This is a genomic window from Nocardia paucivorans NBRC 100373 (assembly GCF_000308675.1).
In the GTDB taxonomy this organism is placed as follows: domain Bacteria; phylum Actinomycetota; class Actinomycetes; order Mycobacteriales; family Mycobacteriaceae; genus Nocardia; species Nocardia paucivorans.
Map to the genome: position 1 here is coordinate 277,268 of NZ_BAGE01000018.1, position 24,174 is coordinate 301,441.

The 24,174-nt window shown below is 68.9% G+C and carries 1 protein-coding gene (running past one end of the window); it reads left to right on the top strand.

Going from position 1 to position 24,174, the window contains the following annotated elements:
- Positions 1–24,174 carry the beginning of a LacI family DNA-binding transcriptional regulator gene (locus ON32_RS03710; RefSeq protein WP_040788662.1) on the top strand. The gene runs 40,068 nt beyond the window's last position, so 24,174 of the gene's 64,242 nt are visible here — the first part of the coding sequence; its start codon is at positions 1–3; its stop codon lies off the right edge, out of view.

A 24,174-nucleotide genomic window follows, 5' to 3' on the forward strand; every position in this document is an offset into this window, starting at 1 on the left:
GTGGCCATCCCCTTTCCCCCCGCCGAACTGGCCTGGTTGCTCGGTTATGTCGCCGGCTCGGAGATCCCGGTCGGCAACGAGGATTATGCCCAGGTCATGCGGGAGGGCTTCCAGGAGCTGCAGAAGCAGATCCGGGAGCAAGAGCTGCCCAAGATCGACGATGCCATTCATCAGATCGAAATCGCCTATCCCTCGGGTCGGGGCGGCGAGCAGATCATCAAGGGGCTGAAGGAACTTCGCGAACAGGCCGAGCAGGCGGCGAAGAATTACGGCGCTCTCGCCGAAGGCATTCACGGTTTCGGCGGTGAGATCGTCTCGGCCAAACTGAACGGAATCATCGGTCTGGCCTGGTTGGCCGGGGAACTCGCCTGGGCCGTGGTGATGGGCCCGGTCGGACCCAGTATCCAGATCGCGGCGATCAGCTATACGCAGATGCTGTTCCGGCTCATCGGTACTCGGCTGACCGCGATGATCGAGCATTATCTGGGCAAGGTCATCTCCAACACCGTCGTGACCGAGATCGCCTCCAAGGTCGTCTACGAGATGATCCAGGAAGGTTTCGTCGAGATCTTCCAGGGCACCACCCAGGAAGTCGCCGTACAGACCACGTTGATCGCGCAGGACTACAAAGACGGTTACGACTGGGGCGCGATCTGGACGAACGCGTGGATTTCCGGTGTCGCCGGCGCTGTCGGCGGGGCCGCCGGTCATGGACTGCACCGGGCCACGCAGCGGCTGCCGTGGCGGCCCGACCGATGGGGCGGGCTGGGACGCGGCGCGATCGTCGGCGCGGGTGCCGGTTTGGCCGGTGCGCTCGCGGCTTGGGGCGCAACCGGTTTGAGTTCGGGGGACTGGACGCTGGACCCGCGATCACTTACCGGTGGTGTGCTCGGCGGTATCGGGCCCAGTATGTACTACGGCTGGCACGGCGGTAGCGACTACTCCGGTAGGCCGATGCGTCGTGAAGACTTCATGCAGATCGGTAGCAGCACCCCGAATGTCGGTGACGGTACCGCGCCGTCTCCGGACGGTGCCTCGGGCGACGGTTCGGGACGTGCGGGTGCGGCTCCCGGCGATGCCGGAAATACGAATTCCTCTGGGGCAGTGAATGCTTCGGGCGCTCAGGGGGACACGAACGCACCGGCAACCCAGGGCGAATCGGGTACTTCCGGTCACACCGGAGAGGGTGACCCAGGTGCCTCCGCCGGGACCACCGATGCGCAGTCGGATACCGCGGGCCGCCCCGGAGAAGGAGATACCGGTACCGCCGAGGGGGATACCGATGCGCGTTCGGGCGCCCGTCCGGAATCCGGGCGGACCGACGCGGCGACGACAGGCAGGTCGGATGGCGGGACCGGGTCGCAAACCACCGGCGAGAGCGGTTCTACGGCAACGAATTCCGGATCATCGGCGAGCTCCGTCGGCACGCAAGGGGTCGGAGCGGGCACGGTAGACGGTACGGCCGCAAACTCCGGTTCATCCGGTTTGCTTCCGGAGGGCTCCGTCGGAACGAGCGCGTTGGACAGCGGAGCAGGGGTTGCCGGTGCTTCGGCGAGCGCCGATGGGACTTCGGTATCCGGTACCCCGTCCGTGTCCGGTGGAGCGGCTGCGTCGGGTGGGGCGGCTATATCCGGTGGGGCGGCTGTGTCCGGGGCGTCGGTCGCGTCCGGGGCGTCGGCCGGCTCATCCGCGTCCGGGGGGTCGGCTTCCGGCTCCACGCCTGCCACCGGGACGAGCTCCTCGTCCTCGTCGGCCGCGTCCGGGGCGAGGTCGTCCGCGGCATCATCGAGTGGTTCCCCCGGCTCATCGCGCGTTACGAATCGATCGTCGGATCGGACATCGGAGGATCAATCGTCGGCAGGACAGGCCGACGATACGGCCGGATCCGGTGCATCGGCCGCTACCGGGACGGGAGCGGGAGCCGCCACATCCGGGACGGGCGGTTCCCAACGGGGTGGTTCGATACAGGCCGGTATTGCCGACAGCGAAGCGCCGTCGGTGGATGTCACGGCTTCGGGGCGTACGGATGCCGATGCCGATACCTCCATGGTGACGGCGCAACCCGACAGCGATGCCGAATCGGCGCAAGCACCGGCCCTCCGAGACGATGCGGCCACTTCGGCGCGGTCGGGAGAGAGCGACCCGACCGGTGACACCGCCCCGAACGCGGGGAATCGGACGGATGTGGATACGGATCGATCCACCACCACTGCCACCGCCACCGGGGCGCGGGACGGTGCGGACACGACGAGTCGTGGGGAGCCGGACACGAGAAACGCGGACGATTCGCCTGCCGGTGACAGTGATCCGAACACCGCGGGTCGTCAGGATCCGGATGTTGCGGATCGGGGGGATTCGGATGTTCGGTCCGATCCGGATGTTGCGGATCGGGGGGATTCGGATGTTCGGACCGACCCGGATACTGCGGATCCGGACGACTCGACCACCGGGGAAAACGACTCCGACGACGGTGCGTCCGACCCGGATATGGATGACTCCGAAGACCCGGATATACAGGGCGATTCGGATCTCGACGCGAGCCTGGACGGTCAGTGTGCTCCACGGACGGTGGCCACGGTTATCGGGCGTCACCCCGATGCGGGATTCCGCCCGATGGGGCGTGCGGGGCGAGACGGCGTGTCCTCCACGGATTTCCAGCGCCACATGGGTGGCAGGCTGACCGAATCGGGCAGCGATCGGGGTGTTACGCCGCGGCAGGAAGCGTTGCGACTGCGGCTGTCGGCCGCCACGGAATACGACCGTGTGGCCGGTATGAGTCACCAGGTGACGAACGCGGCCAGGAAACGGGCGAAGCGGCGAACCGCGCGGGTGGAACGGGCCCGAGACCGGTTGGTCCAACAGCAGCAGCAACTGGCGTCGGAGGCGCGAACCGCGGATGCGGGAGTTCGCGACCTGCAGGCACAGCAGCGGGCTGTGGCCGCGGAGATGCGGCAGGAGGTGCAGCGGCAGAAGCAGCGGTTGGCGGAGCAGCTCCAAGAGGCGGAACCGGAAGCGCAGCAGCGGTTGCAGGACGAGGCGCGGCAGCAGGAACAGCAGCTGCGAAGTACGGCCGTCCGGCGCATCAGGGAACTGCACCAGCACGCCACTCGAGTGCGCGAGCTCCGGGGCCAGATCAACGACCGATTGCTCAACCTCCAGAGCCGGATCGACCGATTGGACGAGGTGCCGCAGCGGGTGTTGCGGAGCGAGCGGCAAAAGGCCGAGGAGCAGGCCCAGCAACTGCTGCAACAAGCCGAGGCGGAGCGGCAGCGGTTGCGGGCTCTGGCGGCCGACCGCCGAGAGCAGTCCAAGAGCGACTGGAAGTCGGTACCGGAGCACGCCCACCTCGCCGAGCAGGTGGAAGAGCTGGGCGATGGCGGCACGCTGATCGTGGTCTACGCATACACCACGCAGAACGAGGACGGGGTGGGTCTCGGCCACTCGTTCACCATGTACCTGGACGACGGCGTGGTGATGGTCGACGATCCCGAGAACGGGCCGCCGAGAGCGTTCGATCCGGACAATGTGCCCGCGGATCTGAAGCGAATCTGGGTCATGGGGATTCGCGCCGACGGTTCGATGGTGAACCCGTTGGTCGCCGGTTCGGGGTCGAACGACGATCCCACCGAGGAAGAGCGTCGCGCCGCCCGGACCTTCTATCGAGAAGAGCAACAGCGACGGGCCCAGCAGCTGCTGGATGAGGGGCTGTCCCTCCTACGTGACCAGCAGCGCGGCGCGCTCGACGAGTTCGCCGACGCGGCGCGCACCGGCCGGATCACGGCGGGCGAGCTCGACGCGCTGCGCGATCCCACGCGGTTCGCCGATGCGTTGGATCAGTTGTCCGGAGTGGCGGTCGATGACGACACGCCGGTGGCGGAATTGGAGCGGATCCTCGACGCCCGCGACCGGTTGCGTGTGGTGGTGCCGCGCTTCCACGAGCTCGGGCGGGCGTTGCAGAGATTCGCGGAACTGGAGTCGGGCCCGGCCTCGGCGGACCCACAGCGGATTGTGCGGGTGTACATGCACGCCGACACGTTGGCGAGGTGGGCGGGCTCGCTGCGGGATGTGGAGGTTTTCGCCGGGAAGATTTCGCAGGCTCGGCTGTCCCGGTTGCTGACGGCGGACTTCGAGGCGGAATTGGCCCGATTGCGCGCCGAGAACGTGGACGCGGCGGAGCTGCAACGACTGGATGCTGTTGTTCGGCGTCACCACACGCTGACCGAGCAGGTCCGGGCCTCCGAAGAACAGCTGTCGGCGCTTACGGATCCGAACAGGCAGGCCACCCCGGACGACAATCGGTCCGCCCAAGACGAGGAGATCACGCAGAACCGCGCCAGGGCATTGCAGCGGTTGACCGAGACGGTCACCCGGTTGAGCGGTGAGCTGGACACCGCACGCCAGGAAATGGAAAGCGCTGCGACCGCATTGGGGCTGGACGATATCGCTCGCCGGGCGTTGTCCCTGCCGGATTTCGATACCGAACTGACCCGGGTGCAGGACTCGTCACGTGAGTGGCAGGTGCTGTCGGCGAATACGCACTTCTATCACGAGCTGGTGGCCGTGGTCGAGCAGTGCACCGTGCTGCTGGCGCAGATCCGGGATCACGATCGGGGTTCGGCACGGTGGCTGTCCGCGGCGGCCTGGCACGCGACCTTGGCCACCACTGTCGCCACCGCGCTGCGTGAGGCGCGCGACGCGACGCTGACGCGCGTGTCCGAACCCGAGATGTCCCGGATCATCAGCGACCTTTTCGACTGGACCGACTCGTTGCAGTCCAACTGGACCCGACTCGGACAGGAGGTTTTGGATCGGTCCTCGATCGCCGGGATGAGCGATCGAGGACCGGAGCAGAACGCCAATCAGGATGCAATGGCAGCCGATGTCATTGTCGTGGCCGGCCGCCCGATCCGTATCGCCGTCACCGCCGGCGGGGTGGTCGATTCCATCGATGGCCACCGGGCCGCCGATGTGGCGACCGCGGCGGCGTACGAGAGTCTGCGAAATGCGTTGCGGGAGCACTCGTCCGAAGAGGGACTCACCGAAGCCGACCGGGCTCGTATGGTGCGCGAGGCCATCGACGCGGCGCAGACGGCGGTCATGGACCTGACCGATCGGGAGTACACCGACGACCGGGATCGGGCGCAACGGGCGATCAATGCGGGTGCCCGGCTGGTTGTCATGCCGCCGCAGACTTCCATCGCGGTGGTGATGGTCGATCCCGGTCGTGACGGCGAGTCCGGGAACTACACCGCGGGCTGGGTCGGCGACTGTCGGGTCGATGTGCTCGACCCGACCGACCCGGATACCGCGCGGACGGTGACCTTCGACCATTCGCCGGTCGGAAATTCCATGGCCGAGGCCGCGGGTGAGGCCGGGTACGTGATCGCCGGAAGTGAGGCCGGCGCGGACGCGGAACTCGGGCACGCGGGCCGCAGACTCGATCACGCGCTCGGTTTCGGCACCCGTCCCGAGACCCCCGGTGGCCCGCCGACCGAGGAAGGCCGCTATATCACCACCGGTCGACTCGCCGAGGCGCAGATCGTGCTGGCGCGCACGGCCGGGTGGGGGGATATCGGTCGTCGAACGCCCACACTCGCCCAGGCTTTCGCCGACAACCCGGGTGATCTGCGCGGCGCGCTGACCGACCTGGTCGACGACGCTCGCGCGGCCGGGGCCAGGGGCAGTATCACCGGTGTCGCCGTACAAGCCACGACGAGCGAGCCCGTGTCGTCGGATCCGGAGTCTGCGTCGTCGGATCCGGAGTCCGTGTCGTCGGAACCCGCGGGACGCCCCGATGCGTCGTGGCTGCGGACGGGGCTCGACGACCTGGTCGCCTATAGCAATGCGCGGCAGGAGATGGTTCTCGCGGCGGACAGATTGCGTACGGCGCGCGGATTGGACGAGGCACGTTACGAGGAGGGGCTGGACGAACGTCCCGACGACAACGGACCGGGCCCAAGGGAACGGCAGGTGCGGGGTGCGGTCCGATCCGCCGTCGCCCGCTATATGGAAGCGCAGCGGGCGGTCGACGAATTCGTTCGGCGACTCGGCGCCGAAACGCCGAACGGGATTTCGGTGTATCAGCGGCAGCTACTGCTGGAATTCGGCTCCGCGGCGGCGCAGTGGCAGACCACGAAGTCGTGGCTTTCGCCGTCGGGGGACGTGGACGTGGCGACGTTGTTGCAGGAGGGGGAAGAGGATTGGCCGTTCCAGGAGGAGACCCAGTACGTTCGCCGAATGGCTCGGCAGCTCGCCGCCGATCCCGTCCTGCGGCCGGTCGCCGAGGTGGACGGCGGGTGGGGGCCGGTCACCTTCACCCCGGACACCACCGTCCCCGACAATTCCACCGATCCGGTCGACCATTTCGACATTGATCTCGACACGATCTTCGGGGTCAGTGACAGGGGCGCCAACATATACAAAGGGCGCAACCAGGACTGGATGGATTCGGCGGTGGTGGACACCCCGGAAGGGCCGGTCCGTATCTCGGTGGTGTGCGACGGGGTGGGGTCGTCGCTCGATTCCCATCGCGCCGCGCGGGTCGCCGCACGGGCCGCCCGGTTGCATCTGGCCGCGTTCGCATTCGAGCAGCGGGGGGTTTTCACCACCGAGCAGGCGAACCAGGCGATGCAGGAGGCGATCGACGCGGCCCAGGCCGCGGTGGTGCGGCTGACCGAGGAGGAGTACGCCGACATCCCCAATCCGCCCCGGACGACGATCGCCGCGGTCATGGTCCGGCCGGGACAAGACGGCAGGCCCGGGCAGTACACGGCGGGTTGGGTCGGCGACACCCGAATACAGGTGCTGCGGGCCGAGGGCGAGTCCGAGGCGGTTTCCCGGGACCATTCGGCGCTGCCGTATCTGGTGGATCAGGGATTGAGCCAGCGGGAGGCACTGCGCGACCCGGATGCGCACGGTGTCGCGTGGGTGCTCGGCCGCGACGCCGGCCCGCCGCCCCCGAACGACGCCCTGCACGGGGAGTACATCACCTCCGGCACGGTGTCGGAAACCGATATCGTGCTGCTGAGCACCGACGGGCTGTGGGGCACCAACCCGGAACCGGACGAGATGGATATCGTCCTGGACGGCGGGCGAAACAGCGATCTGCGGGATATGGGCGCCCGCCTGCTGAACCGGGCCCTGCTCAACGGTGGCGCGGACCACATCACCCTCACGCTGGTGTCCTGTGACTCGACCGGACCGACACCGCACAGGCTGCCCCCGCCGCCGGCCGATATGCCCGGTGAGGTTCGGCGGCACTATCGGGTTCTGGCCGAGGAATACGCGCGGGCCCGCACCGAACTGTGGCGATTGGCCGCGCCGGCGGGAGCGAATCCGGAACGCCTGGCGGTGCCGGGTCGGCTCGCCGCCGAGATGCGGCGCCTCGCGGATGCGGATGCCGCCCCGGAGGCGCGGGTGCGGGCGGAGATTGCAGCGCGCCATTTCCACGCGCTCACCGAACGAGTGACCGAGCTGCGGCAGTGGCTCGATACGGCCGGTGACCGGTCACCGACACAGTGGACCCGGGACGAGACCAATTACCTTGCTGCTCTGTCGGATTGGTCGACCTCACTGCGCGACCTGCGGGAAGGCGCACTGGCCGATGCCGAGGCGGCAGTGGCCGAGCAGCGCCACGGCGAGTTGATGCGACTGCCGGAACTTCCCGGTTCGATCCGGGTGGACGAGCAGATCCCGGACAATGCGCGGGTGGCGGACGCGGCGCGTCGCTATATCGATATGTCTCACGAGGTCGACCGCAGCGTGCGGCGACTCGACGACACCCGGTCGTATGACGGAAGCCTGGAGATCCCGCCCGGTTTGCGGCACGGCTACCGGCTACTCGTGACGGAGCGGGAGAACGCGCGGGAGGTTTTGCGCGCGTCGATCGGTGGACTACCGGTCACCGTCGAGGAATTGGTGTCCGCCGATCACGCCGATGCGCTCGAGGTGCTGCGTCGGATGGCGGCCGAGGTCTCGCCCGACTCGGACGCGCCGCGGCAGTTGCCGGCGGATGCGTCCCCCGACGACCCGCATACATTGGCCCGGTTCGAGGCCGACCGGGTGCGGAACGAGGCGCTGGTGCGCGATATCGACCGGTTGATCCGCGCCACACAGCGATACCACCGGGCCGACCAGCGGGTGCATGCGCTCGAACAGCGCATCCGGGCCCATGGCGACGGAACGGACACCCTGGATGCTCGGCCCCGGCCGACATTGCCCCTGGACAACGGGTTCACCGAGCGGCAGCGTGACCGGGCCGTACTGCGGTGGCGGGTTTTCCAGGCGACGGCGTTCACGCCCGCCGATGTCGCGGATATGTGGGCGTCGACCGATCACGACACCCGGCGGGCGCTCATTCAGGTGTTGCCAGGGGTGATCGCCGAAACCGAGGGAATTCCGCCCGCGGTCCGCGACGAGGCGATGCGGTTGGCCTTGCGGCGTGAGCGGGAGCGACTGCGGCAGCAGTCCGATACCGACCCGCGCTGGGCGGCGACGCTGGATTCCTGGGTGGACCTGGTGGCGGCGGCCGAGCGGTGGACGGCGCAGGCGCCGGGGCATCCGGCGGTGCACCTGATCGGCCGAACCGGGCCGATGCTGGTGATCGGCGATCTGGATACCGCGGAAGAGGTCCGCTTCCACGCGGTGGACCGCCACAGCCAGGACGGGCCCGCGACACTGATGCAGGCCACCTCGGCCGCGGTCGACGGTGTCGCGTCCGCCGGCCGGCCCGCGGCGGCGGTGGTGTGGGTCGGACCGGACGGTCCTGCCCTGGCCCGGGATGTGGCCGGGATGTTGGAAACCCGCGCCGATCGTGGTCTTTCAACGCCGGATGTGGTGTTGGTCGGGCACGACGACGCCACTCCGGTGGCGCAGCGGCGCGATGGAGTCCCCCAGGCCGATCCGGACCTGGTGCTGCATGCCCTGGACGACGCGGCGCTGGCGGAGTACCGGGACCGTGTCGATGTCGACGCCTGGAACCCGGGGGTCGCGCGGTGGCTGCCCGCGCATCGGTTGGAGGGGGTGGCCAACGACTGTTTCCTGGTCGCGGCTCGGGGCGCGTTGCGACATTCGTTGGCGGTCCGGTTGCGGATGCCGGGTGTTGATCCCGAGAACGATGCGGTGGTGGCGGATCTGCGTGCGCGGATCGCGATGCTGGAGCCGGCGTCGGCGCCGCTGAACGGGGTGTCCGGCGAGGCGGGCGCGCAATGGATGGGGGCGGATTGGCACCGGGAGGGGTTCGCCGATTTCGACGCATTGGCGGCGGCGGTGCCCGAGGGCGGGGTGATGGTCGCGTCGGTGGCGTTCGAGGGTTTCCAGCGTCCGGGGGCGGTGGGTGCGCATGCGGTGCGGGTGTATCGGGAGAACGGTCGGCTGTGGGTGCGGGATGGGGATGGTCCGGCGGTCGATTTCGCGGTGTGGCGTGATGGTTTGTCGGGTGTGGTGGGGTTGCACGGTATTGTGCGGGCCGCCGACGGGACCGCGGTGGTGCCCCTCGGCGACAGCGGAACCGGCGGATTGGCGGGTGTCTCGTTCCCCGTTTCGAATATCGGCGGGCAGCCGGATATCGACGCAGCCGGCGGGGTTGCTCGGGTGGGGACCGCCCGTGCGGACCCATCGCCGCCGCAGCGCACGCGGCGTCTGTTGGGACAGGCGCTGGTCGATCTGGCCGCGCGACGGGACGCCGCGCGCGCTCGGATGGAAACCGCGATGGACCGGCTGCACACCACGGGTGTGGCGGTGGACGATGCCACGCGGGTCGCGCTGCGGTCGGGGCAGTACGACACCGAACTCCGCCGTCTGCGCGACCTGGTGCCCGAGGAACCCGCGGCGTCGGCCGATCCGCGGCTCGCCTGGGCGGGTGGCCGGTCGCTCGACCCGGGACAGGATCCGCGACTCGGCTGGACCGAGTTGGCCGCGCACACGCACCACTATCACGAACTCGACGGTATGCGCGGGCAGGTCGAGGTGCTGCTCGCCGAGTTGCGCGAGCGGGAACAGCACACCCCGGAGTGGCTTGCCGCGGCCGGGCGATTCGCCGACGCCCTGCCGGAGTGGTCCACCGTGGTGGACACCGTGCGCGACGCGGTATTGCACCCGGGCGACGAAGCCGAGGTACGCGCACTCGTCCATCGGGCACTCGCCGCGATCGAGCCGCTGCGGACGAGTTGGGCACAACTCGCCCGGGACAACCTGGACCTGGGTTCCGTTGTCGGGGTGAGCGATCGGGGCCCGGACAAGAACGGCAACCAGGACGCGATGGCCGCCGATGTGGTCCTCGTCGGCGGCAGGCCCATCCGGTTCGCGATCGTCTCCGACGGGGTGTCCCGGTCGGTGGACGGTCACCGCGCCTCCTCGGCGGCGGTCGCGGCAGCCCGCGAAAGCCTGCGCACGGCCTTGCAGGCGCACGACTCCCGCACCCCGGTCACCGACGCGCAGCGCCGGCAGATGGTGGACGAGGCGATCGCCGCGGCGCAGAACGCGGTCATGGCGCTGACCGATCGGGAGTACCGCGAGGTGCGGTTGAAGGCCGAGGCGGATATCACGGCAGGCGCCGACCAGAAGAGCATCAAGTTGCCGCCGCAGGCCACCATCGCGTTGGTTCTGGTGGATCCGGGGCAGGACGGCAGGCCTGGCCGGTACACGGCGGGCTGGGTCGGTGACAGTCGGGTCGACGTCCTCGATCCGACCGACCCGGGCAAGTCGCGGACGGTGACCTTCGACCATTCCTTCGTCGGAATGGGCATGCTCTTCGACGCGGTCGACGCCGCCAAGGCCAATGGTTCGACCAAATCCACCGCGGAACTGGTCGACGAGGTCTCGCAGGTGGTCGGCGAAGCGCCGGTCGGTAGCGGCGGGTTGATGAATGTGCTCGGTTTGGGCACCCGGAACGCGGAAGGCTACGGTTCGGCCGGCGGACCACCGGCGAAAGGTACGCAACGACACCATCGCTACCTCACCGACGGTGAGCTGGCCGCCACCGATGTCCTGCTCGTTCGCACCGACGGCGTCGGTGGGCAGAACCGACAGGCACCGGCGTTCGCGCGCGCTCTCGCCGCCCATGACGGCGATCTGTCCGCCACGCTGGCCTCCTTGGTCGACCAGGAGCTGGCCGGTGGGGAAACCGACAACATCACCGCTGTCGCCGTGACGGCCGCACCGACCGAACCCGGTGATCCGCCGCCCATCGGACGAGATCGGCTCGCGGCGGGGCGGCAGGCCCTGCTCGATTACCACCAGGCACGTCAAGCGATGGCGCGTGAGGCCGCGGCAATGCGTCGGGCGCGCAGGATGGACATCGCGAACGGCCACCCCGAAAACAGTCCGGCCCCGGGCCCGGCGGAGCGACTCGTCACACCGTCGCTTCGCGAGACGGTTCGTCGCGTCACCCAACTGGCGAAAGAGGTCGGTGCGTTCACCGATCTGCTGACTTCCGTCCAACGCGGGCCGCTCTCGGCACAACAGCGTCGGATATTGGCGCGGTATGCCGCCACGGTGGCGGAGTGGTCGGCCGCGGATGTGGTCATGCGGCAGATCTCGGATGCCGACCGGAGGATGGACGCATCGGACGTCCCGCATGTGAGGGTTCTCGAGCCGACCCCGGAATGGGCACGGCTGCTACGGGCCCGACGAGAGGTCGAGGACGTCCTGCGGCAGTTGGCGGCCGATCCCGTACTGCGACCGGTCGCGGCCCTCGGCGGTCCATGGGAGAACGGCACCGACCCGAGGGATGTGCCCACACATCACGGTCCGGTGGATACCGCCACCGAGATGGCCGTTCGTTCCGAGGTCGATCTCGGTTCGATCGTCGGGGTCAGCGACTTCGGTGCCCACGCGGACCGGAAACGCAACGATGACCGGATGGCCGCGGCGGTGATCCACACCCCCGACGGACCGGTCCGGATCTCCGTGGTGACCGACGGCGACTCGGAGAGCACCGGCGGGGATCGGGCCGCCGAAGTCGCCGCGCAGGCGGCCCTGGACCATCTGGCCGCGGTGGCGCGGGAATTGGGTCCGGGGCAGCGGTTGTCCACCGCGGATACCGAACGGGCGATGCGCGAGGCGATCGCCGCGGCTCAGGCCAAGGTGACGGAGTTGGCCGACACCGAGTACGCGAACGACCCCATTCCGCCCACCACCACCATTGCGGCGGTTCTGGTGCAGCCGGGCCGCAACGGCCGGCCGGGGCAGTATACGGCCGGTTGGGTCGGCGACACCCGGGTCCAGGTGCTTCGAGAAGACGGTCGGTCGGAGACGGTGACCACCGATCACTCCGGTCTCACACGGGTCATGCGCGACAGAGGGATTTCCGAACGAGCCGCGGTGCGGCTGCCGGAAGCCCGATTCGTGCGGCACAGGCTCGGCGGGAGCGAAGAGCTTCCCACGGACAATGTTCGTTCCGGCACGGTGTCGGATACCGATGTGGTGCTGGTGGATACCGACGGGTTGTGGACCGCGCTCCCCGAAGCGGGCGCATTGGCCGAGGTCGCGCGGCAGGAACATGGCGATTTGGCCGCGCAGAGCGCGCGTCTGTTGGAGATCGCGCTGCTCGACGGGGGGCGGGACAACATCACCCTGACGATGGTGTCGTGCGCGCCGCACGAGCCGGCGTCCCGCGCGCTGCCCGCGCCGCCCGTGGGCACGCCCGTCGCCCTGCGCCGCGAGTACACCGCATTGGCGCGGGAGTACCAGCGGTGGTGGACCGAGTTGCGCGAGGCGGTCCGGGACTTGCCGACAATGGATTCGGACCGGCCGATCTCGCCCGAACAGGTCATCCAGGAATTGCGGACCGGCGCAATGGGCGCGCTGAACGTCCAGGCGCATGTTTTGGCCGCGGTGGAGATCACGGCCCGGCATCTGCGGGAGCTGGGGGCGCGGATCGCCCGGTTCCGGGTCTGGTTCGAGGCGGAGGCGGGCCGTTCGCAAGGGTATGCGGACGCGGCGAATTACCTGTCCGCACTGGGTGAATGGGCCACCACGCTGCGGGTGCAGCGGGATACGGCGTCGGAGTGGGCCCGTGCGGCCCAGTCCCTGATGCGCGGTATGCCCCATCCCGAGTACGTGCAGACCTACAACAAACTCGTTCGCCTGACCCACATGCCGTACCCGATCGGTGACGACGATCCCCTCCGCGGCGAGCGCGACATCATGCAGGCGGTGCGGCGACAAGAGGAAGCATCCGAGCGACTCCGGACGGTCGAACATCGACTTTCGGTTCCGGTCGCCGAGGGGCCCGTCGGTGGCGAGGTACCGCGATTGAAGCCGCTGCCGGCGACCGATGAATTCGCACACCCACCGATCCCGCTCGGTCTGCGGGCCGCGCATCGAATGGTGACCGGCGAACGGGCCAACGCGCTGCGGGGGTTGGCCAACGCGCTGCAGGGGTTGCGGGAGGTGCCCGCCGAGGCCGTCGCGGGTCTGCCGGTCACTCGCGCGGAGCTGACCGGAAACGATCGGGTGCGCGCACTCGGTCGGTTGCGGGAATTCCTGGCGGATCAGGATCGGCAGATGGCGATCCAGGCCGGGGAAGGACGATCGCTGTCCGCCGCGGATCAGGCACGTAATGCCCAGATGGAGCGGGTGATGCTCGCCGCACGGCGGTACCATCTGGCCACGGAACGGGTGCGTGCCCTGGAGCGGCGCGCCGAAGTGCACGGCGGTGGGACGGTTTCCGAACGTTCCCTGCCGCGTCCGGCGTTGCCCGCCGACCCCGGCTACCGTCCGGAGCAGTTCACCCGGGCGACGGACTGGTGGCACAACACCCGGCAGTGGGCGCGCTCGCCGCGTGATCACGCACTCGCGTGGGAATGGACCGATCCGGACACCCGACGGGCATTGATCCGGGCGACTCCCGAGGCCGTCGCCGGCGCACCGGGTTTCCCGCGTGCCGTGCGCGACGAAGCGACCCGGTTGATGTTGCGGCGCAGCCGGGAAGGGCTGTCGCGGGTCGACGAACTCACCCCGGAACAACGCCGACACCAGAAGCTCGTGAATTCCCGAATCGAGCTGCTCGCCGCCGCCGAGCGCTGGGCGGCGCAGGTGCCCGGGCATCCGGCGGTGCAGATGACCGGCACCACCGGAACGCTGCTGGTGATCGGTGATCCGGATACGGCCGAAAACGTCGCCTTCCATGCGGTGGACTGGAATTCGTCATCGCTCGACGAGACATTGCTGCGCGCCACGGCCGCCGCGGTGAGCGATGCCGCCACGCCGGGGCGACCCGACGCGGTGGTGGTGTGGCTCGGTCCGGACGGGGCGGCCCTGGCGCGGGCGGTGGCCGAACTGCAGGACGGTCGGGCCGCGGCGGGACAGCCGGTGCCCGCGGTGCGGTTGGTGGGGTATCGCGACGGGACCTCCACCGCCGAGGCCACCGCCCGCGTCGCGAACCCGGATCTGGTGCTTCACGCTCTGGCCGACGATATGTTGGCGGGTCGACGGGATTCGGTGGTCGCCGACCAACCGGACCAGGGACTCGTCGCGTGGCTGCCCGCGCATCGGTTGGAGGGGGTGGCCAACGACTGTTTCCTGATCGCGGCGCGGGGTGAGTTGAATCGGGCGTTGACGGCCCGGATGCGGTTGTTGGGGCCGGCCGCCGAGAACGATGTGGTGGTGGCGGATCTGCGTGCGCGGATCGCGAGGCTGGAGTCGATGCCGACGCCGATGGACGGTGTGTCGGGTGAACTGGGTGTGTTGCTGGTGGGGGCGGATTGGCACCGGGAGGGGTTCGCCGATTTCGACGCATTGGCGGCGGCGGTGCCCGAGGGCGGGGGAATGATCGCCTCGGTGGCGTTCGAGGGTTTCCAGCGTCCGGGTGCGGTGGGTGCGCATGCGGTGCGGGTGTATCGGGAGAACGGTCGGCTGTGGGTGCGGGATGGGGATGGTCCGGCGGTCGATTTCGCGGTGTGGCGTGATGGTTTGTCGGGTGTGGTGGGGTTGCACGGCATTGTGCGGGCCGCCGACGGGACCGCGGTGGTGCCGCCCGGAGCCGGCGGACGAACCCGTGGTGAGCAGGGTAAGGCATTCGCGATCGCCACCATGGGGGCGCGGATGCCGCGCGCCCCCAACGCGGACATCGCCGTATCGGAAGGCGGCGGCCCGGATATCGGACCGGAACTGAACCGACTGCTCCGTGAGTCTGCTACTCGCGCACCGGCTTTGTCGTCCACCGTGCAGTGGCAGCTGCAATCCCGTCGCGCGGAACTCGCCGATCATGGGCAATGGTTGGACCCGCGTGCGGTGCTGATGCCGGATTCCGAGGCGCGCCGGGACTGGAACACCCAGCTCGCGGCGGTGCGCACGCGGTTGGCGGAACTGCTCGAGATATCGCCCGCGGTATTGGCCGACGAGGCATTGGTCGTCCAGGAGTTGGCCGATCTGCGCGCCCGAACCGACAAATCCTCGGAACTCGTCGCGGTGGAGCGGGAATTCCGGTGGCGGTACGAGACCACGCGGTTGCTTCACGAGATCGACCGAATCGAGACACGCGCCGAGCGGATCCTGGAATTGCGGCAGCGGTTGCGCGCCGCCGCCGAGCAGGTTTTGGCGGGCGGTGATACCGAGCGATACCGCCGGTTGTCCGTCCAGGCGGCCCGACTCGAGGAATTGGCCGGTGACCGGGGGCTATTGGATCACGAGATCCCGGTGAGGGATGAGTATTCGAGTCACGCCGCGAGCCGACGGCGGACGGAACTGGACATCGCCTACGAGCACACCGGCATGCTGTTGCGGGCATTGCTGGATACCGACACCCCACCGACGCGGATGTCGCGCGCGGAACTGTTGGCGCTCATCGACCCACCTGAGCTCACCGCCGGTGGACCACGCAACGGCTTCGAAGAGATGCTGGTCGAACGCGCCCGGCTGGCCACGGAATTCCTGGAGTTGCGTGACCGGATCGAACGGGAGCGGGACGGACACGCCATTACCGTCCGGGCATTGGACAATCTGCTCGACAGCGGCTTGGCCGAGGCGCTTCGCGACGAGACCCGAACACCGGTCACCCGTCGAGGCGAGGTGGGGCCGGAACTCGTGCGCGCTCGCCGCGCCGCCGCCGCGACCCGGTTGTGGTATCGACAGTCCCGCATCGCGTCGACCGGGGACCCGGACCTCACCTCGGTGGGACCCGAGCAGTTGGCGAAGCTGCGGTCCGAACGTCCCCGCCTGGCCGCGCCGGTCGAGGAGCTGCTGCGGGATCTGGGCCTGAGCATGCCGACCGGGCCCCTGCTCCGCGGCGCGTTCCGGGATCTGCTGCGGCAGGTGCACGAGGCCGCGGTCGCCCGGGCCGTCGCACCCGATGGAAGTACCCGACCCACCACCGAAGAACTCCGACACCTGCGGACGCTGCGCGATCACGATCTGGCCGTTCGCGATCTCGAAGAGTATCTGGCGGCGGGGGAACGTATCGACCGCATCGAGGCGCTGTCCACCGCGTTGCGTCGGGCCAGAGCCGAGCGGGACCGGGTGGCGGCGATATTCGCGGACCTGTCGCGGGCCGTGACAGCCGATGCCTCGGGTGAACTCGCCGCTGTCGTCGGCGCGAAGCGGGACTGGGCGGACGAACTGTGGCGCCAGAAGCTGCGAGCGTACGGGGAATCGCTGCGAGTATCCCAGACGGACCCCGAAAAACTCCGGTTGTCCCGTCTCCTGCTCCGGTTCGCCGATGCCGCCGATGCGCGCGCCGACCTGGTGCGACGGGTCGACACCTTGGAGCGACACGCGCGACAACTCGACCGGTTGGCGGGACAACTGCGTCGGGCCGAGGACGAACGCGCCGCACTGCCCGTGCGACACCCTGGCGACCACGCGACCGTCGCCGCGCGCCGCGACGAACTGTCGGCGCGGATAACGGAACTCGACACCGCCCTGACCGAGGCCCTGTCCCGGGTCGGCGTCGCGATCGAGTCGGATCGACCCGCCGAGTTGTCCGGCACCGGCCCCCTCACCGGTCCCACCGACGGGAGGCAGGTCCGTTCCTCGGTCGGTTCGCGCCGGCCGGCCGGTCGGTCGGCCGCCGACGGTTCGACGCCACCGCAGCGCCCGACCCCGTCGCAGGTGCTGCATTTGCGCGACGACATCCCTCGGGTGTGTGCGGTGGAGGCGCTGTGGTTCGGCGAGAAGGTACTGGGTCTGCCGGTGCGCGGACCGTCATTGCGGGACGGAAAACCATTGTCGAGCGGGATGAGCTGGGAAGAGGCAGCGATTTCCGCGCGCTCGAAATGGCTGCCCGGTGGGTTCGATTCGCTCGACGAAATGTATGCGATCGCCGAAAACGGCGGTGTCGTATTCGGGGCGGTCGACTTCGGCGATGTCGGTGCGCACATGTTCGTGGTGTACCGGGGGCGTGACGGCGAAGTGCGGGTGCACGAATTCGTCATGACGGGCCAGGACCGTACCGGCGCGGCGCGGACACCCGAATCCGTCCGAGGACGGGTGCGTGATGTGCGCTTCGACGAATGGGACAAACCCGAAGGGCCGCTCTCCGGTCTCGTTTTCACCGAGGACAAGCAGCCGCTGCACGAGCTGCAGCCGGGCGAAGAGCCGAATCGCCCGTTCGCCGAACGTGAACCGCGCGAGCTGGGCATACGTTTCGTCCCCGATCCGGACGAAGAGCCGGCGCGGCCGGCCGGTGAGCCGGCCACGGCGGATCGCGTGCCCCTTTCGGGTGAGTATCTGCTGCAGTTGCGTGACGCCATTGCCGTCGACCGTTGGCGACTGCGGCGGGAACTCGTGGTTCTGTTCCCGGAGTCGGCGAATGTGGCGGCGCTGCTGGAGGAGCGTGGAGCCTCCGCCGAGCTGGATCATTGGACCGCCGAGCGCGAGGAGGCGCGTCGGACGCTGAACGCATTACTGGACACGGCTTCGGTGAGCGACGACCGGCGCGCGGAGCTGCGACTCCCCGCGAAGCCGGACGACGAGCCCGCGGTAATGCAGGCCTTGGCGAACCTGGACGAATGGGATGGGAAACCGCCCGAAGTGGCGCGGGCGGTAGAGAATTTCCGGGAATTGCATCGCGCGGTGTCGGCCGTTCACGAGCTCCACCGACTCGCCGCCTGGGAGCGTCGGATCGAGGCGCTGGACAATGTGCTGCAGGCCGCCTACGCCCGCCTGGCGCACGGAAGAGAAGCCGCGAGCAGGTACGCCGCCCTGGTTGCCGATGTATTGCGTCTGAACGCTCTCGCCCGCGCTCTGCTGTGGGCGCGGCAGCCGGTCGAATCGCCCACGGTTTTCGGAAATCCGGTCGATCCGACACATCACGGCCTGGGTTTGACCGTGGAGGGCCGGTGGATGATCGCCGGGAAACGGACCCGCGCCGAACTGGAACGGTTGCGCGGCCGGGCCGAAGTGGAGATATTGCGGTTCCTAGAGATAGAGACGCCGCCGTCCGTCGCCGAGTTGGAGGAGATCCTCTCCGACCCCACGAAGTCGGATGTGGTACGGGATACCGCATGGGAATACGCCCAACTGCGGGCGTTGACCGATGTCCTCGACGAGATCGAGCGCCGTATTCACACGGCCCGAGAAGCGGCCGAGAACTTCGACGCGGATCCGTCGCTGCCGGACACCGGGGAATTCGGGGTGACCCGGGGGGCGAATCTGAACGAGTTCGTCGCGGAGATCATGGCGCGTCGAGAGGATCTGGCCCGCTCGGCCGCGGATACGGCACGGCAGCTCGCCGAGGTGGAGCCGGATGAGACGCCACTGGGCCTGGACAGCGATGTCCTCGAGGTGGCGGCCGCGGTGGATCGGGTGACCGCGCGAATCGCCGCCGAGGAAGACATCCCGGTCGCCGCGGTGACCTCGGAGCGGGTGCAGGACATCATCCGGCAGGGACGGCCCGGTCCCGCATTGTCGGCCGCCTGGACCTACCGGCAGCTGGAAACGCTGCTCGAGCAGCGCGCTCAGGAACAGCGACTGTCGATCTGGTCCACCGGTGCGGACGCATTGGCCACCGCGCGCCGCTACGCGTACGCCCAACAACAGGCCGCCGCCGACAGGTATGTCATGGCGCGCGACATCTATCGACTGCACGTCCACGACACCGCCGACACCGAGTGGATCCCGACGGACCCCGACGAGTACGGCAACCCCGCGAAATTACGGAAGGTTCTGCAGAATATGCGGCAGGACCTGCGCATCCTGCCGAGGGCCCGGCAGCATGTCGAGCCGAATGTCATCGAATCGGCGCACGGCCAACTGCGGACGGCGATCGAGGAATACCTGGACCGGGCACTGCAATTCCGGCGGTTGGATGCGCAGCTGCGCCAGATCGACGACATCGTCGACCGATACAAGACCGCGCAGGAGAGATACCGCACCCTCGTCAGAACCGTGGCCGACGTGGCCAAAAGACACGGTTCGTCCGAAATCCAACTCGGTGATGTGACGCAGTGGCCGAAGCAGGTGCGTGCGCTACGCGACCGGGCCCTCGCCGAAACCGTGGAACTCTGGATGGGCCCGCATACGCCGTCGGCCGAACTGGACGCCGCCTTCACGGCGGGTGATTCGCTCGAGGCCGTGGCGCTGTGCGCCGACGAGGCCGTTCTCCTCGCGGAGGAGATCGACGCACTCGAAGGCCAACTGGATCAGGCGCTTCGCCTCGGGTCGGCCGAGGAGGCGATCGCCGCGGTCGCACGGGGAGCCGGGCCCGGCCTGGTGCCTTATCGGCGTCCGGGCACCGATGTATGGGTCACCCCCGTGGGTTCGCTACCCGCGCACGAGCTCAACCAGTGCGCCCGTGCGGTGCTCGGGGATATCGCCGAGTTCTACGGCATTCCCGTGCAGCTCCTGTTGGCGGAGCTGGGCGCGCCGAACTTGCACGGGGTTCTGGTCGGCCGGGTCGAACAGGCGCTGGGACAGCGCACCCCGCAGAAACGGCCCATGAAATCGCAGGAAGCGGCCGACCTCGCCGATGCGGCGCGGATGTTGCGCGAGTGGGCCGCGCGGCGTGAGGCGGTGCGCGCGGGTAGCGGCCACGGTGTCGGCGCGGTGATATTCGTGCCGACCACGACCGGCCGGGACGGGGACGGCGACCAGGGACATGTCTATTGGTTGACCCGGACGGTCGACGGCAATGGCGACGAGCACATTCGGCGTCGGGACATCGGCCTGGGCGTGTACCAGGACGACCTGGTGGTGACCTCGGACGAAACGGGTCGGAAGGTCTACGTCCTGTTCCTGGACGACAAGGGCGAACCGCATCGGGTGTTCGACAGCGGCAGGGTGCCACGACTGCGTGACGAGGACTTCGCGGTCGCGCTCACGGACGTGGCGCGGTACGAGCGGCCGACACCGGAATCGTGGAATTCGCTACTGGTCGAACCTGCTGTCGGCAGCACCGAACCGGCGGAGGCTCCGACCGCTCCGCGTACGCGACCGGAGCTCGGCTCCACCGGCGGAATGCGCCCGGCGCCCGTTCGGCCGGCGCCCGTTCGGCCGGCGCCCGCCGCGCCCACCCCCGACGGTGTCGGGGGCGGTCCGTGGGTTGCCCCGGCGAGCGAGACACCGCGGACGCGCCTGGCGGGTGTCCCGAAGGTCTGCGCTGTCGACGTGCTGTGGTTCCTCCGGGAAACCCTCGGGGCGGATATCACTCCGCCGTCGATGTTCGACACCGCGATCTGGGCCGACGGCATACTGCCCTCCGCTGTCGCCGGGTTGCTCGGCGCCAAGTGGGAGACCGGTGGTTTCGCCGATCTCGAAGCCATGCGCAGCCGGGCCGCCGATGGGGAGATCGTCGTGGGCACCGTCACGCACGGCCCGGTCGGCGCGCATATGTTCGTGATGTATCGCCACCCCGACGGCCAGGTGTGGGTACACGAACGCAAGGGCAATGCGGTCGTCGACAAACCGTTCGACCGATGGGACGAGCCGAGCGGACCGTTGCACGGCATCGTGTTGGGCGTCGACGGTCGACCGGTCGCCCCCTTGGGCGAAGGGGAGTCTCCGGGTGAGGCCGGGCGGGACCTGCCCGGTGTGGTGGACACCCGAGGCCGGTATGTCGAGGTCCCACTGGCAGGGGACCCGGATCCCGAGTTCGAGCGCCGACTACGGGCCGAGCAGTCGTATCGGTCTCGCGAAGCCCTGCGGGCCGCGTTGCATGCCGTGGGTCTGGCCGATGTGGCCGAGCTGGTTGCGACCGGCACCCGCGTCGATATTGCCGCCACACGGGCCGCGGCACGGGCCGCGGTCACCTTCTGGGATCACTCCACCGCCGAGTACGAGGGCCGCGATATCCGTGCGGTCTTCCGGCTCGAGTACCCGGATATCTACACCGTCGCCGAAGTCGTGCCGAGCGCGTCGCAGGACAAACGCAACCGCCGCAATCCGGTTCCGCAAGCGCAGCGGCTGCGGGAGCAAGCGCGCAACAATGTGCTCGACCCCGCCGGACGGGCCCGGCTCCAGGAGCTGCACGCCCTCGATCAGGCGTTGGAGGTCGCCGACGCCTACGGTCGGGAGCTAGGTCTGCCGGTGCATTTCCTGCCCCACGGTGAGGGGGTTGTGCTGATCGAGTTCGGTGATCGCAAGATCACCGCGCAACACCAGGTGTGGTTCCTGCCGCCCAATGCCGACAACCCCGCCGAGCTGACCACGCGGGTGGAAGAGGCCGTCGAGATAGCACGGGTCGAGAACCGACCCGACCGGGTCACCGCCACGATCGCGGTGCTGCGTTACGGGGCCGCGGGTGCCGCGGCCGACACGGTCGCCGCCCTCGGCGAGAAACTCGTGCACCGGATCGTTTCCAACCTGGCGATACACCAGGCCCGGGCCCCGCATGTGCCGGTGCCGACGGTGGAGGTCATCGGCCGCGGCGACGGGGTCGCGGTGGGGGATCCGATAGCGCAACGCCTACCGGAAACCGGCGTCGGTCTCGACCACATCGTGAATCGGACCCGGCAGTGGGCCCAGGCTCTTCCAGACTCCCCCGTGGTCACCCTGCGCTCGGCCGACGCCCCGACGTTCGTCACCGTCGGCGACCCTCGCACCGCCGATCGGGTCGTGGTGTTGGTGGACGGACAGCCGGGGGCGCTGTCGCTGCGCAATGGTTTGCGGGACGCGACCGGCGTGTACGCCGAAGAACACCGCGCGTATCCGGATCGGACGGTGGCGGTGGTCGTATTGCAAACCGCCGACCCGGCGATCCTGGCCGCCGGGCTCGCCGATATCGCCGCCGAGCGAAGCGCGACGGATCCGATCCGGCTGGACGTCGACCGCGCCCACCGGGACCTGGTACAGGCCGCGCTGGCCGATCGGCGGATGGCCGACCATCGAACCGTCTTCGAGCGGCCGGCGGCGCTCGGCGCCCGGCGCCGCACCCGCCGACTCCTCGAGATATTGACCGGAGGGGGCCGTAAGAACCGGGTCGCCCCGTCGGAACGGACGGTCGACGCCGAGCGGCCGGAACGGGTGCTCGGCACCGTACCCCGCTTGGACGTGTATCTGGACGAGATGCGCCGGACGGCGCGGGATGCGCTGCCCACCCGGGCCGCGAAGATCGACCTGGTCGAAACCGTGATCTTCCGTGCCGAGACGCGTTTCGAACAGGGACGGCTGAGCAGAGACCAGTACGAGTCACTGCTGAAAGAACTGGTCGAGCTGCGTGAGCAGGCGGCGGTAATCTACGACCACCGCATATCGATGCAGCGGACCGGTGACGGCGAACTCGACACGTTGAGTCGTCTCACCGCCGAGTTCGACAACCGGTTGGATCGGCTGCCGCATATGGCGCACCGGATGGGTGTGCTCGGGCCGGGCACCGCCGTGACGGTCACGGACGGCCTCGAACTGCGCGCGTTGGCGCAGATGCTCGAGACACAGCGCAACGACCTGTACGCCGAGCGCGGATCGCGGGATGTGGCCTTCGACGACGTCCGTGAATATGTCGAAGAGTTGGCGCAGCATCGCGAGGCGCGCCGTGTGCGCGCCGAGAAGCTGGCGCAGCGCACGGGTATTCCGGTGTCGGCGCTCACCCCCGCTCGGGTGGCGCAGTTGGTCGAACGTTTCGCCGCCCGACACGACAGGTCCGATCGCATCGACGAGGCCGTCGCCTGTCGGGATCTGGACGTCGAGATCGCGCATCGAGAACAGATCGTCGCGATATTCGACCGAATGAGCGGCCTACGCGACCTGCGCACCGCCCTGCGTCGGACCCGGATCCAGGTCGAGTTGGCCGAGGAGGACCTGGACCGACTCGGCGAAGACTACCGGCAGCGCTACAGCGGCAACTGGTACCAACTGCCGCCGGGCAGGCCCGAGCTCGCCGGCCTCGAACTGGCGTACCGGGATGCTCGGAAGGCTCGGCCCCGAAGCGGTGAGGTCGAAACGATCGCCCGGATCAGACATGATCTGGGGCAGTTGGTGCGTCGGGCCGAGCAGCGGGATGGTCTGATCGCGCGGCTGCATCGGTTGCAAGAGCACGCCGAACGACTCGATACGCTCGCCGGTGAGTGGGTGCGGGTGCAGGACCGGCTGGTCGAGATGCGGGCCCGGCTCGACGATTCCCCGGTCATCGTGGAAATGGGCGGGCAGTGGCTGCAATTCGGGCGAACCGAGCAACTGCGCACGGCCCAGGAACAGGCCCGCACGGCCCTGGCGGAGATGATCGGTGCGTCGGTATTGGCCGAACACGGGTTGTCGGCCGAACAACTCACCGCGGAACAGGCCCGTGCCCTGGCGGATACCCGTCATATGCGGCCGGACCGGGCGCTCGACGCCCATCTCGAAGCTCTCCGGCAACTGGACGAGGCATTCATCGCCTCGGCCGTCATCGATACCACCACCGAACAACTGGCCCGCATCGAGACCGCGCTGGCCGACGGATTCGGCGCGCAACTGAACAATCTGCTCACCGAAGACCGTCCCCGGGACGCCTTCACCGCCGAATCACCCGTCACCACCGCCTGGGAACGGCCCCGCGGCACGGACCCGAACCGCGCGGACGACCAGTACACCTGTCTGCGGGACGCCACCGCCGCCGCCTACCGGAAACTGGGCAGACCGCTGCCGGCGCATCGGGGACAGTTCCGGTCCGATCTACCGGGGACAGGTCCCCTGCAGGCACCGGAGATCGTCGGATCAGATTGGGAGAAGGATGGTTTCGACTCGTGGCAGGCACTGCACGATCGGGTGTCGGCCACCGGGGATCTGGTGGTCGCGGTGCTCGGTCATCGCGGTCTCGACAAA